At 60.7% G+C, this 13426-nt stretch carries 13 protein-coding genes; 7 read left to right on the plus strand and 6 right to left on the minus strand.

What is annotated here, in order from left to right:
* Positions 1 to 115 precede the first annotated feature (115 nt).
* Positions 116 to 742 (plus strand): GNAT family N-acetyltransferase, encoded by a 627-nt coding sequence (locus LNV07_RS00780; protein WP_263569274.1) that lies wholly within the window; start codon positions 116 to 118, stop codon positions 740 to 742.
* Between the two features lie 95 nt (positions 743 to 837).
* Here the strand turns inward: LNV07_RS00780 and LNV07_RS00785 are convergent, their stop codons facing one another.
* The 6 genes from LNV07_RS00785 to LNV07_RS00810 form a co-directional block, all read right to left on the minus strand.
* A complete protein-coding gene (locus LNV07_RS00785) occupies positions 838 to 2361 on the minus strand; it encodes a PEP-CTERM sorting domain-containing protein (protein ID WP_263569275.1) in 1524 nt (507 codons plus the stop codon).
* A gap of 198 nt (positions 2362 to 2559) precedes the next feature.
* Positions 2560 to 2967 carry a peptidase associated/transthyretin-like domain-containing protein gene (locus LNV07_RS00790; RefSeq protein ID WP_263569276.1) on the minus strand — a complete coding sequence of 136 codons (408 nt, stop codon included), beginning with the start codon at positions 2965 to 2967 and terminating at the stop codon, positions 2560 to 2562.
* 92 nt (positions 2968 to 3059) lie between these two features.
* Positions 3060 to 3479 carry a 5-carboxymethyl-2-hydroxymuconate Delta-isomerase gene (locus LNV07_RS00795; RefSeq protein WP_263569277.1) on the minus strand — a complete coding sequence of 140 codons (420 nt, stop codon included), beginning with the start codon at positions 3477 to 3479 and terminating at the stop codon, positions 3060 to 3062.
* A 120-nt stretch (positions 3480 to 3599) separates the two neighbouring features.
* Positions 3600 to 4160: a PEP-CTERM sorting domain-containing protein gene (locus LNV07_RS00800; RefSeq protein ID WP_263569278.1), complete on the minus strand. Its 561-nt coding sequence runs from the start codon at positions 4158 to 4160 to the stop codon at positions 3600 to 3602.
* A gap of 58 nt (positions 4161 to 4218) precedes the next feature.
* The gene (locus LNV07_RS00805) at positions 4219 to 5232 is read right to left on the minus strand and encodes an SGNH/GDSL hydrolase family protein (protein ID WP_263569279.1); all 1014 of its coding nucleotides are present in this window, start codon (positions 5230 to 5232) and stop codon (positions 4219 to 4221) included.
* A 107-nt stretch (positions 5233 to 5339) separates the two neighbouring features.
* Positions 5340 to 6068 (minus strand): Crp/Fnr family transcriptional regulator, encoded by a 729-nt coding sequence (locus LNV07_RS00810; RefSeq protein WP_263569280.1) that lies wholly within the window; start codon positions 6066 to 6068, stop codon positions 5340 to 5342.
* 197 nt (positions 6069 to 6265) lie between these two features.
* Between LNV07_RS00810 and LNV07_RS00815 the strand changes: the two genes are divergently transcribed.
* The 6 genes from LNV07_RS00815 to LNV07_RS00840 all read left to right on the plus strand — a co-directional run bounded on the left by LNV07_RS00815 (position 6266) and on the right by LNV07_RS00840 (position 13407).
* Complete coding sequence (locus tag LNV07_RS00815; protein ID WP_263569281.1) at positions 6266 to 8212, plus strand: AMP-dependent synthetase/ligase; 1947 nt, start codon at positions 6266 to 6268, stop codon at positions 8210 to 8212.
* Positions 8212 to 9009: an ABC transporter ATP-binding protein gene (locus tag LNV07_RS00820; RefSeq protein ID WP_263569282.1), complete on the plus strand. Its 798-nt coding sequence runs from the start codon at positions 8212 to 8214 to the stop codon at positions 9007 to 9009. The genes LNV07_RS00815 and LNV07_RS00820 overlap by 1 nt, the downstream gene beginning before the upstream one ends.
* A gap of 11 nt (positions 9010 to 9020) precedes the next feature.
* Positions 9021 to 9950 carry a branched-chain amino acid ABC transporter permease gene (locus tag LNV07_RS00825; RefSeq protein WP_263569283.1) on the plus strand — a complete coding sequence of 310 codons (930 nt, stop codon included), beginning with the start codon at positions 9021 to 9023 and terminating at the stop codon, positions 9948 to 9950.
* 89 nt (positions 9951 to 10039) lie between these two features.
* Positions 10040 to 11104: a branched-chain amino acid ABC transporter permease gene (locus LNV07_RS00830; protein WP_263569284.1), complete on the plus strand. Its 1065-nt coding sequence runs from the start codon at positions 10040 to 10042 to the stop codon at positions 11102 to 11104.
* A 50-nt stretch (positions 11105 to 11154) separates the two neighbouring features.
* Positions 11155 to 12501 carry an ABC transporter substrate-binding protein gene (locus tag LNV07_RS00835; protein ID WP_263569285.1) on the plus strand — a complete coding sequence of 449 codons (1347 nt, stop codon included), beginning with the start codon at positions 11155 to 11157 and terminating at the stop codon, positions 12499 to 12501.
* A 93-nt stretch (positions 12502 to 12594) separates the two neighbouring features.
* Complete coding sequence (locus tag LNV07_RS00840) at positions 12595 to 13407, plus strand: ABC transporter ATP-binding protein (RefSeq protein ID WP_263569286.1); 813 nt, start codon at positions 12595 to 12597, stop codon at positions 13405 to 13407.
* Positions 13408 to 13426: the final 19 nt, after the last annotated feature.

Raw genomic sequence — 13426 nt, forward strand, 5'->3', positions numbered from 1 at the left:
CCCTGCAGATGAGGGGGTAGATCCGGCGACCCGGCCAGAACAGGTCTTCGCCTCATGTAATCTCAGGGTTTTTACCAATTCTTCATTCTTGTTCGATCAATCGAGGCGAGCTTAGATGGTGTTGACAGAAGATTTTGATGTCGCTTCGGCATCTGCGCAGGTGTTGGCTGCCTTCGCGGCCTCGGCCACTGCGCGCCTGTTGTTGCGCGAGCCAAGGGCCGACGATCTGGATGCGGTGTTCGAGCTGCATGCCGATCCGGTATGCACCCGCTGCAGTGCCAGCGCGACCTTGGGGCGCCGCGATGAAGCGCAGGCCTTGTTGCAAGGCTGGCTCGCCCATTGGCAGACGCATGGCTTTGGTTACTGGGTGATCAGCGCACGCGAGCAGCCCGATGCCGTGATCGGCTTTGGCGGGGTGATGCACAAGACCATAGACGGTATCAGCGGCCCCTATCTGTATTTCCGCTTTCGCCCGCAAGCCTGGGGCCAGGGCTTCGCGTCGGAGATGGCCTTGCGGGCGCTGGACCTGAGTTTCACCGTACTCAAACAGGCTCAGGTGCTGGCCATTGTGCTGCCGGCGAATACGCCCTCGCGCAAGACCCTGGAGCGCATCGGCATGCTCTTGAAGAGTGCGCTGGCCGATGTGCCGGGCCAGCCGCCCAGCCTGGTCTATGAACTCACCGCCTTGCGTTTTGCCGGCCTGCCCAAGGTGCAACCAGCGCCGACACCGTTCGGGGCTTGAGAGCTTGTCATCGGGACGTTGACAAGGACGTAAAAAAACCCGCCGAGGCGGGTTTTTTGTTGAGGCCCAAGTGCGGGCGGCCTGCTTGGCCGGTCTTATGCAGTCTTGCGGCGCCGTGCCAGGCCGGTCACGGCCATCAAGCCCAGCGCCATCAAGGCATAGCTCGATGGCTCGGGCACCGCCGATACATCAATCTCGGCGATATAGGTGTGCCAAATCGCCCGGTTGAGGGTCTGGTTAGGTGGGGGCAAGAAGGACCAAGGCGCAGCATATTCACCAATCGCATAGAACTTGTGATGATTGGTCGGGTCAATGGTCACGGCAGCGTAATCGCCCCAGCGTTCGCGGCAAGGGCTAGCAGGGTCCACCGTGGAGCAGTGATAGTCATTGGTGTCGCTGGCACGTAAAAGCATCTCGCCGCCATCCGCGACCAAGCCGCCATTGGCGTCGACCTTGAAGGCCTGCGCCATGAAGCTGATGGTGCCGTCGGCCTTGCCATCGCCGTTCAGATCTTCGGTTTGCAAGCCCGAACGGTTGTAGCCGATCACGGCTTCGCCATGCTCGTTGACGGCGATCGACCCCTCGAAGTAGTCGAAATCGCCGGTTTCAATTTTGCCGCTGGAGATCAAGCTGCCATTGTCGGCGTTGATCACCGTCCAACGTACATCGGCATAGTCGTTAGTGCCCTTGATGGTGCTCACCGAGTAAAGCTTATTGCCCACCTGCACCGCGTTGGCGGTGATGCGCGGGCTCAAGACATCGACCGTGCGAGTGCCGTCGGGCTGGCGTGCTGGGCCGGCTGTCGTGAAGCCTGTGCCGGCAACGATGTTGGGCACGCCCTGCGTAGCGCCTGGCCCGTCAACCCCGTCGACCTTGTAGAAAACCAGGTCGTTGCTGCTGCGAGACTGAGCAACCATGGCCGCACTATTGCTTGGATTGCCGTCCCATTTAACTGCTGCCTGAATCGCAAAGCCGCGCTTGGCGGCGGCGCTGGCGGTATCAAAGCGCGTCATATTGGTGGTGCTGGGCGCGCCGCCAAAAACATCGGTTTTGGGAATCACAAACAGGCTGGTACCGCTGAAGCCCGGCGTGAAGTTGTTGGTGCCAATATAGATGCCCTTGTCGTCCAAACCCAAGGTTGGGTAGTCGGCGGTGCTGCCGGTGGAGGCAAAGGCGGTGATGGCGGTTGACTTCCATCCACCCAGGGCGTTGTCGGTGTCGGACACGCCGATATTCAGGACGTTGCCTGTGGCACCGAAGCCAATTGCCAGCCAGCGGTTGGTGTAATGGTCAAACAGCACGCGCTGGTCGCCTCTGGAGGCTGTTTGGCCGGCGGCGGTCCAAAACGCAGTCGTGTCCACACGTGAGCTCAAGGCGCCCGAGGCCTTGTCGTAAATCGCGATGCTACCGTTGCTGGTTTCAAGAAACTGGGTCGTGCCGACTGCACCCATCGTGTCCGGCGGACGGAAGCATTGCAAGAGCAAGCAATTGTCGAGCTGTGATGTACCCTCGAAGCCGCGGAAGGTGGCGGCCTGGGCCGCGGCCGAGGCCAGTACGGTAAGCGCCGATGCCGCCAGCAGCAACGCATTTTTGGTGAATTTTCCTTGATTTGAAATCATGATGTGGGTGTCCGTCTCCGCAAAAAAAGAGTATCCCGATCTGGAATACTTTGCTTGGCTCTCCGGTCATTCATGCTGTGCTTAAGTCACCGCTAGAGCTTGCCGTTAGCGTAGCGCTCATTTGGGCGAACGCATCCCTAGTCTTAGGGGTACTGGCGGGTAATGGAGCTTGTGAGTTTCCCTAGGTTTTAGGTCTTATCAACGCATACCGCTGTCGCAGTCCAAACTCATCGAAGTAAAAGAGTTGGCGCTGATCAGCACATTGATAAGCGGACAACGGGTGATTTTTTCCGCCGGCATAACCTGCAGTTGGTAGCGACCTGCCGCGGCAGTAATTTGGTACAGGCCCAACGAAGTTGTTCGTGTCTGCCCAATGATGCTGCCGGCCTCATTCAGCAACCTGATCTCAACCTGGGCATAGGGGGCTTGGCAATCTTCCCCTTCACGGGGCGGGCCACCACAGGCTGGTGACAAGGTGATCCGGCCTTTGACGCCGGACACGGGCGTCGATGCCGCGTACGCGTTTGCACCCATCGACAACAGACAGCCCAGAGCCGCTATCGCAAAGCACCAGTTGCGTCGGCAATCTTTGGCGTAGTCAAACATGGCGTGAGTCATAGCTCTCCTGATGGACATGACAGCAATACGTCTGCAACTTTGTGCCGCTTGTCGGGGTCTAGCCGGGTACTGTTGCGAGTTCAGGGTGCCGCAGGCGTGATGAGGGCTGCCGTTGCCGTCGAGTCGGCGGGGCAGGCTTTTGCTTTGGCATAGCTCTCCCGCTCAATGTCCTGCACCTCGACACAGAGTTGCACCGACTGGGTCTTGGGCCAGGCACAGCTCTGTTCGAGGACCAATAACAGACTTGCCGACAAGGCCTGTTTGGTCTGCACCGAGCGGCCGCTCAGCAAAGCCAGCTTGGCGTGCACAAAGGCTTGGTTATCCGGGTGGTTGCTGGCCTGGGTGCCGACCAGATAGGTTTCCAGTCGAATGGCTCGGCTCTTGATGTCCAGTTCCTCAAACTCACCGCTGCTCAGCAGTACCTTGTTGATCGCCAGCAAGGTGTCAGCTGCCTTGAACAGGGGCAGGTTGCTGGTGTATTCGAGGGTGATATGGGGCATAAGGTGTCCTACGTTGGCGAGGACTTGATTCTCAACGCAAAAGAAAATGCGGTACTCGCTCCCAAAAAGTCCGACCCCCACACAGGGCAGGGTCGGCGCTTAGGTTCAATGCCGTGTCGTTCAGTTGCGGCCCTGCCTAGCTCTTGCGCTCACAAATCCAACGGTCCCCAGACCCGCCAATAGCAGGGCATAACTGGCCGGCTCGGGCACCGGGGAAGGTGTGTAGAGCGTGGCATGTGTCAGAGGCAGAGGGTTGCCCTGGGGGTCGGTGCCGACCCCCTCGGTGCTATCGAAGGTCACGCTTGTCAATCCATTCGGCGCATGGAAGAGGTAGAAGCTGTGCTGCTCACCGACCTCCATGCCAATGATGAAATCGCCGCTGATGGGTGTATCAAAGCTCAGCAGACCACTGAACATCACTTGCGGGTTCTGGGTGAAGGGGCCGTTGCCGATGTCGGCGCTGCTGCCCGCGTAAGCCCACTGACCGACCCACTGGCTGCTCAAGTAGCTGATTTCCGAGGCGTTGCCGCTTAGAAACCCGGCCTGTGAACCACGGCAATCCGCCGCCGCCAAACTGCTGAAATTGCTGTCGTGGCAGCTTTCTGCCCAAGCGGGCAAGGTCGCTGCCATGGCGGTGATGCAGGCCACAGTGAGCAGGCCGGCGCGAAGCGTTCTTTTCATTTCAGATCCTTGGATTCAACTGACTTTGCTTGCCGAATGATCGCCAGCCCCGCTTGTTTCAGACCCGGCGACGCTGCCAGGCCGCCATACCGGCCAGGCCGACGGCGAACAGCAGATAGCTCGATGGCTCGGGCACCGCGGCCGCCATCATCGCGTCGGCGAGTATCTGATGACCCTTGGCCGTCGGGTGGATGGCGTCCCAGTACAAGGCGGTGGCGGGGTCACAGTTGTTGATCGCCGCGCCGCAGGCGTCGCTGATATTGCTGAGTCCGTAGGCGGCCGGGTTGGCTGCAATGGTGCTGATCAGGCCAAAGACGTCAAAGGTCTTGACGCCAGCCTCGGTGCTCAGGCGATAGTCCAAAGCACTGTTCATCGTGGCGCCCAAGAGGCCGCTGATGTATTGCGAACCGGTCGCGCCGGCGAAGGGCGTGGCTGCGAAGTTCGGCGTATTCCAGACGATGATGTTGTGCGCGCCGGCGGCTTGCAGGCTATCGACCATATTGCCGATGTCGGTCGCGAAGCGGCTGGCGTTGTCGGAAATGATGCTGATCTGCTGGGCAAATGACAGGCCCGGCGCAGACAAAGCGGTTGCGGCAGCCCGCAAATTGTTGCCGCCGCCTTCAATCACATAGAGGGCGTCGCTCGGAGCCGCCGGATGGGCGGCGAGGAATTGGCCGACCTGGGCCGTCAAGCTGTAGGGGAAGCCAGCGCCGCTGGTGACCGCGCCGCCAAAGACGTAGTTTGTGCCGCCGGCCAAGGAGGGGATTGCGCTCAGGCCCAAGGATGCGGTGAACTGCGTCGCCCAGGTGGCGCCGTTGCTATAGGTGCCAAAAGTACGAGCGCCCTTGTCATAGGTGAAGGAGGGAATGTAGGTGTTGCCGGTGATCACCTGCGCAGGGTTGTAGAGGCCGGCCAGATAGTTATTGCCGCTGTCCGACAGGCTGTCTCCAAAAATGACCACGCTGCTGAACGGCGCCGCATGCGCCGGCAGGCTGGCAACGGTGCCAAGAGCGCCGATGGCGAGGATGGCGGCGCTGAGGAGGCCTCGAGTAAGCTTGATTTTCGTAGACATTCTGTGACGGTGGCGTAATGCGATTGCTTGACGGTAGCAGCGGCCTCAGGTCTGGCCTATCCGGGCAAACCCAAGTCGCCGCTCCCGACCGAGGGTTCATGCGCCCCTTAATTCAGGGGGGGGTGCGGAAAACAACGCAAGCCTTGCAGCTTGAGCACCCGCAAGCCGCCATATTCGATGCTGATCAATTTGCGCGTGGCCAGTTCGTTGAGTGCCTGGTTGACGCGCTGGCGTGACAGCCCGACCAGATAGCCCAACTCTTGCTGGGTGATGCGCAGCAGGTTCCCCACGCCGGGGTAGAGCTGCGGATGGAATAGCGCGGCCAGATTGCGCGCCACGCGCAACTCGGGGTCCGAGATGCGGTCGATCTCGCGTGCGGCGATGAACTGACCGAGCCGCTCATTGAGTTGGTTCAGCATGAAGCGGTTGAAGGCAATGCTGTTCCCCAGCAAATCGTGAAAAACCTCGATCGGCAAGCCGGCCACCACGCTGCGGCGCAGCGCCTGGATGTTGTAGCGATAGCTTTCGCGCTTGAGCAGCGTGCCTTCGCCGAACCAACCGCCGGGCGGCACACCGGTGAAAGTGACGGCCTGGCCGCTGCTCTCGTCATTGCTCATCTTCAACAGGCCATCGATCACGCCGAACCAGAAATTGGCGGGTCGGCCGATACGGCAGATACGCTCGCCGACCTCGGCGTCCGCCACCTGCAATTGCGCCACCACGGACTCGCGCTGCGCCGGCGTCAGCACCGTCATCCAGGGAATGGCGACCAGCTCTTGTGGGGTCGCGGAGCGGGCGCGTTGACGCAATGGGTTGTGGTGGCTTGGCGGGTGCATGGGCCCAGTGTCGACTGTTTCACATGACGTCTGGCTTACACGGAGTGCCGCCAAACCTAGGTGAAAACACCTGGCAGGGAAGTCCCTAGGAATGTCATTGCGACGACAGCATGGCGTCAAAGTCAGGCCTAGGATGCTGCCATACCGGCGATCAATGCGGCCGGTAGCCGATCACATCACAAGGAGACAAGTCAACCGTGGCGACGACCTTCCCCAGGCTCTTGCTCGAACATGCCGCCCAGCGCCCAGATGCGCCGGCGCTGCGCGAGAAGGAGTACGGCATCTGGCAGAGTTTGAGCTGGCGTCAGCTGGAGGCGCTGGTGCGTGAGTTGGCGCATGGCTTGGCGGCGGCCGGCCTGCGGCGTGGTGACCACCTGGTCGTGGTGGGCGAGAACCGGCCGCGCTTGTCGGCCACACAGCTGGCGGCGCAGGTCCTGGGTGCCATACCGGTGCCGCTGTATCAGGACGCGGTGGCGGCCGAATTTGTGTTCCCGATCAATAACGCCGAGATCGCCTTTGCCGTGGTCGAGGACCAGGAGCAGGTCGACAAGATGCTGGAGTTGCGGGAGCTTTGCCCGCAGTTGCAACGCATCTGGTTTGATGATAAACGCGGCCTGCGCAATTACGACGAGCCCGGCCTCGCGTCGCTCGATGACTTGTGCGCCCAAGGGCGCCAGCATGCCGGCGAGCGGCCGGCCTTCTTCGCCGAACAAGTGGCGGCGGTGCAACCCGGCGACACCGCCGCGATGTTCTTCACCTCGGGCACCACCGGCAATCCCAAAGGCGTTGTCCACACCCATCTGAGTCTGATCGACCGGGCCCAAGCCGGTGCCCGCTTTGACAAGCTGACATCGAGCGAGGAGGTTTTGGCCTATCTGCCGCCGGCCTGGATCGGGCAGAACATCTTCAGCTACGCGCAGTGGCTGGTCTGCGGCTATGTGGTCAATGCGCCCGAATCCGCCAGCACGGTGTCTATCGATCTGAAGGAGATCGGCCCGACCTACTACTTCGCGCCGCCCCGTGTGTTTGAGGGATTATTGACCAGCGTGTCGATCAGGATGGAGGACGCCAGCCGGGCCAAGCGGTTTCTGTTCGAGCGCTGCATGACTCTGGCACGGCGGGTCGGACCGGCGCTGATGGACGGCAAGGCGGTCGGCCTTGTTGACCGCTGCAAATACGCATTAGGCAATCTGCTCATTTACGGCCCGCTGCGCAATACTCTGGGCTTCTCGCGGGTGCGGGTGGCCTACACGGCGGGCGAGGCGATCGGGCCGGATCTGTTCAGCTTCTACCGTTCGATCGGCATCAATCTGAAGCAACTCTATGGCTCGACCGAGACGGCCGTGTTTGTCTGTCTTCAGCCCGACCATGAGGCCCGCGCCGACACCGTCGGCGTGCCAATTGACGGGGTCGAAATCAAGTTGGCCGACAGCGGCGAAATCCTGGTCAAGTCGGACGGCCTGCTCAAGTGCTATTACAAGAACCCCGAGGCCACCGCCGAGGTCTTGACGCCCGACGGTTGGTATCACACCGGCGACGCCGGCTTCATCGATGGCCATGGCCATCTGAAGATCATCGACCGCGCCAAGGATGTCGGTCATCTGGTCGGCGGCAGCTATGGCGGCGCGATGTTTGCGCCCAAATATGTGGAGAACAAGCTGAAATTCTTCCCCTACATCAAGGAGGCAGTGGCCTTTGGTGACCGGCGTGCCAGCGTTTGCGCCTTCATCAATATCGACTTTGAGGCGGTCGGCAACTGGGCCGAGCGGCGCAATCTGTCCTATGCCGGCTACACCGATCTGGCGCAAAAGCCCGAGGTCTATGAGTTGGTCCGAGATTGCATCGAGAAGGTCAATGCCGATCTGGCCGAAGACGGCGTTCTGGCCGGCAGCCAGATCGGCCGCTTCCTGGTGCTGCACAAGGAACTTGATGCCGATGACGGCGAGTTGACCCGTACCCGCAAGGTCAAGCGCGGCGCCATCGCGGAGAAATACGCGGTCCTGGTCGAGGCGCTGTACGAGGGCCGCGAGGCTCAGTACATCGAGACCGCGGTCAAGTTCGAAGATGGCCGCAGCGGTGTGGTTGCGGCCGATTTGAAGCTCGCCGACGCGAAGAAATTCAGCCCCGTCAGGAGTGCCGCCTGATGGCAGAAAAGAAGATCGGCGAGGTCATCCTCGAAGTCAAAAACATCTCGCTGGCCTTTGGCGGCGTGAAGGCCTTGACCGACATCAGCTTCGATGTGCGCGAGCATGAAATCCGCGCCATCATCGGGCCCAACGGCGCCGGCAAGAGCTCGATGCTGAACTGCATCAACGGCGTCTATCAGCCGCAGCAGGGCGCCATCAGCTTGCGCGGCCGTAGCTTCGAACGCATGAATTCGCGCCTGCGTTTGCGAACGATGGCCGAGATGGGCGTCGCGCGTACCTTCCAGAATCTGGCGCTGTTCAAGGGCATGAGCGTGCTGGACAACATCATGACCGGCCGCAATCTGCATATGAAGCGCAATCTGCTTTGGCAGGCCTTGCGCTGGGGGCCGGCCGAGCGGGAGGAAAACGAGCAGCGCGAGAAGGTCGAGCGCATTATCGATTTCCTGGAAATACAGGCATTTCGCAAGACGCCGGTCGGACGCCTGTCCTATGGTCTGCAAAAACGTGTGGACCTGGGTCGGGCCTTGGCGATGGAGCCCCAGGTGCTGCTTCTGGACGAGCCGATGGCCGGCATGAATGTCGAGGAGAAGCAGGATATGTGCCGCTTCATCCTCGACGTTAACGACGAGTTCGGCTGCACGATTGTCTTGATCGAACATGATATGGGCGTGGTGATGGACATCTCCGACCGTGTCGTGGTTTTGGACTACGGCAAGAAAATTGGCGACGGCACGCCCGCTGAAGTAAGGCGTAATGATGACGTGATCAGTGCCTATCTCGGCACCTCCCACTGAGAACATCCGGCATGGGACCCTTCCTTGAAATTCTCTTCGGCGGCCTGATGACGGGCATGCTGTATTCGCTGATCGCCTTGGGCTTTGTGCTGATCTACAAGGCCAGCGGTGTGTTCAATTTCGCGCAGGGCGCGATGGTGCTGTTTGCGGCCCTGGCGATGGCGCGTTTTGCCGAATGGATACCGAAGTACAGCGGCATCGCCAACCCCATCGTGGTGAATGTGTTGGCCTTTGCCGGCGCCTTCGTGGTGATGATTGGCGTCGCCTGGAGCATCGAGCGGCTGGTCCTGAGCCGGCTGGTCAATCAGGAGGGCATCACGCTGCTGATGGCCACGCTGGGCGTCACCTATTTTCTCGAAGGCCTGGGGCAAACGCTGTTCGGCTCGGACATCTACAAGATCGATGTCGGTATGCCCAAGGACCCGATCTTCTTGCTCGAGAAGACTTTTGAGGGTGGGCTGCTGGTCAACAAGGAAGACCTTTACGCCGCGCTGATCGCGGCGGCAATGGTCGCGCTGCTGGCGCTGTTCTTCCAGAAGACCGCGACCGGCCGGGCCTTGCGGGCGGTGGCCGATGACCACCAGGCAGCGCAGTCGATCGGCATCCCCCTGTCCACCATCTGGGTGATTGTCTGGAGCGTGGCCGGCTTTGTGGCACTGGTGGCCGGTGTCATCTGGGGCAGCAAGTTGGGGGTGCAGTTCTCGCTCTCGCTGGTGGCGCTGAAGGCCTTGCCGGTGGTGATTCTGGGCGGCTTGACCTCGGTGCCCGGCGCCATCATCGGTGGCCTGGTGATCGGGGTTGGCGAGAAGCTCAGCGAGGTCTATGTCGGCCCGCTGTTGGGGGGCGGCATCGAGATCTGGTTTGCCTATGTGCTGGCGCTGCTGTTTCTGCTGTTCAGGCCGCAAGGTATGTTTGGCGAGAAAATCATTGACCGCGTGTAGCGCGGTCAATGATTTTTCAGAGCAGACTAACTAGGCGCAGCCAAGTTAAGCGAAGCGGGTCGTAACTAAAAGATCATTGAGAAAGAGCCATGTTCTACAGAGAAAACGGCCAGTTCAAAACGAGCTATCGCGCCGACAGCCAGATCTTCCCGATTCGGCAGGACCAGATCGCCATCGCGCTGCTCTTGCTGATCGCCTTCGTGCTCGTGCCGCTGTTTGCATCCGAGTATCTGTTTCGCGCCATCCTGATTCCATTTCTGATCCTGTCGCTGGCCGCCCTGGGTCTGAATGTGCTGGTCGGTTACTGCGGGCAGATCTCGTTGGGCACCGGTGCCTTCATGGCGGTGGGGGCCTACGCGGCCTACAACTTCCATGTGCGCATCGAAGGCATGCCCTTGATCGCCTCTTTGCTATTGGGCGGTCTGTGCGCCACCGTGGTCGGCGTGCTGTTCGGCATCCCCTCGCTGCGCATCAAGGGCCTGTATCTGGCGGTCGCCACGCTGGCGGCGCAGTTCTTTTGTGACTGGGCTTTTCTGCGTATCAAATGGTTCACCCATGATTCACCGTCCGGCAATGTCTCGGTGTCGGGTCTGCAAATAATGGCTTACAGCATCGAGTCGCCGGTGCAGAAGTATCTGTTTTGTCTGAGCTTTGTGGCGCTCTTTGCGCTCTTGACCAAGAATCTGGTTCGCTCGGCGATAGGCCGCGAGTGGATGGCGATGCGCGATATGGATGTGGCGGCCGCCGTGATCGGCATTCGCCCCGTGTACGCCAAGCTGAGTGCGTTTGCCGTCAGCAGCTTCATCGTCGGGGTGGCGGGTGGGCTCTGGGGCTTTGTCCACCTGAGCAGCTGGGAGCCGGCGGCCTTCTCGATCGACCGCTCGTTTCAACTCTTGTTCATGGTCATCATCGGCGGCCTGGGTTCGGTGATGGGTAGCTTCTTCGGCGCCGCCTTCATCATCATCTTGCCCATCGTGCTGGCTCAAATCCCGCATTGGTTTGGCTTGCCTATTCAAACCGAAACGGCTTCGCATCTGGAATTCATGATCTTTGGCGCGCTGATCGTGTTCTTCTTGATCGTTGAACCGCATGGCATTGCACGCCTGTGGTCAACCGCCAAAGAAAAGCTGCGCCTGTGGCCCTTCCCGCATTGAAACCCTGATTGGTAACCGCACCCCGCGTGCATAACAAGGAGACGATAAGCATGAAACTGAAGTCTTTCGCTTTGATGGCCACGGTGGCCGCCAGCAGCCTGGCCGGCTTGCCCGCGCTGAGTCAGGCCGCCGCAGCAGCAGCAACAGCAGCCGAACAGTTCTTCCCGGTCTTGGTTTTCCGCACCGGCGCCTATGCGCCCAACGGTACCCCTTGGGCCAATGGTTATGTCGACTATCTGAAGCTGGTCAACGCGCGCGGCGGCATGAACGGCGTCAAGATCACTTTTGAGGAATGCGAAACCGGCTATGCCACCGACCGCTCGGTCGAATGCTATGAGCGCCTGAAGGGCAAAGGGGGCGGCGCGACCCTGGTGCAGCCACTCTCGACCGGCGCCACCTTTGCGCTGACCGAGAAGGCCCCCGGCGACAAGATTCCCTTGGTCACCGCCGGCTATGGCCGCAGCGAGTCGGCCGATGGCGGCGTCTTCAAATGGAACTTCCCGCTGCTGGGTACCTACTGGGTGGCCGCCGATGTGCTCTTGCAACATATCGCCAAGAAGGAGGGCGGTTGGGACAAGCTCAAGGGCAAGAAGATCGCGCTGGTCTATCACGACAGTCCCTATGGCAAGGAGCCGATCCCGCTGCTGCAAGAGCGCTCCAAGCTGCATGGCTTCGAGTTGCAACTGTTGCCGGTGACGGCGCCCGGTGTCGAGCAAAAAGCCACCTGGCTGCAAGTGCGCCAAAGCAAGCCCGACTACACCTTGCTGTGGGGCTGGGGCGTGATGAATTCGACCGCACTGAAAGAAGCGCAGGCCACTGGCTACCCGCGCGAGAAGATGTACGGCGTCTGGTGGGCCGGTGCCGAGCCCGATGTGAAGGACGTCGGCGATGGGGCCAAGGGCTATAGCGCCGTCACCATTCAGCATGGTGCCGAGCCTAACGCCAAGGTCGTGCAGGACATCCTGAAGGAAGTGCATGCCAAGGGGCAGGGTACGGGGCCTAAAGATGAGGTCGGGCAGGTGCTCTATATGCGCGGTCTGTTGTCGGCGATGCTCGGGGTTGAAGGCGTCAAGCGTGCACAAGAGCGTTTCGGCAAGGGCAAGCATATGGACGGTGACCAGGTCCGTTGGGGCCTGGAGAACCTCGCCTTGGACCAGAAGAAGCTGGACGCGCTGGGCCTGGCCGGCGTGATGCGGCCGGTGTCAACCTCCTGTGTCGATCACATGGGATCGAGCTGGGCGCGTGTGCACAGCTGGGACGGCAAGCAATGGAACTTCACGTCCGACTGGTATCAGGCCGACGACAGCATCATCAAGCCGATGGTCAAGGCCACCGCCGAGCGATATGCGACGGAGAAGAAGCTGACGCGCAGAACTCCAGAAGACTGCCAATCCTGATCGCTGTGCGATCAAGATTGGCTGCGCCAGGGAACGTTTGCTCCCACCCCAACCCTCCCCCGAGGGGAGGGGGTGGCGAGTTTGAGGGCAGCTATGAGCAATGAAAACATATTGCTGAACGTCAACGGCATCGAGGTCATCTACAACCATGTGATCCTGGTGCTGAAGGGCGTTTCTTTGCAGGTCAAGGAAGGCGCCGTGGTGGCCTTGTTGGGCGGCAACGGCGCGGGCAAGACAACCACGCTGCGGGCGGTTTCCAACCTGCTGGCCGGGGAGCGCGGCGCCGTCACCAAGGGCTCGATCGAGTTGCGCGGCGAGCGGATCGAAAAACTCTCGACCGCCGAGATGGTCGGCCGCGGCGTGATTCAGGTGATGGAGGGCCGGCATTGCTTTGCCCACCTCAGCATCGAAGAGAACCTGATGACCGGCGCCTACACCCGCAAGGACGGCAAGGCGGCGGTTGCCGCCACGCTGGAGAAGGTCTACAACTACTTTCCGCGCCTGAAAACGCGCAGCAAATCCCAGGCCGCCTACACCTCGGGCGGCGAGCAGCAGATGTGTGCGATCGGGCGCGCCTTGATGGCCAACCCCAAGATGGTCTTGCTCGATGAGCCTTCGATGGGCTTGGCGCCGCAAATCGTCGAGGAGGTGTTCGAGATCGTCAAGGACCTCAACCAAAGAGAAGGCGTGACTTTTTTGCTGGCCGAGCAGAACACCAATATGGCTTTGCGTTATGCCGACTACGGCTACATCCTCGAGAACGGCCGTGTCGTGATGGACGGCGCTGCGGCTGCGCTGCGCGAGAACGAGGATGTCAAGGAGTTCTATCTGGGCATGGGGGGCGGCGACCGCAAGAGTTTCAAGGACGTGAAGAGCTATAAGCGCCGCAAGCGCTGGTTGGCTTGAATGGCGAAAGTTCTGGAGA

This window comes from Roseateles oligotrophus (assembly GCF_025717515.1).
Classification (GTDB): Bacteria; Pseudomonadota; Gammaproteobacteria; order Burkholderiales; family Burkholderiaceae_C; genus Paucibacter_A; species Paucibacter_A oligotrophus.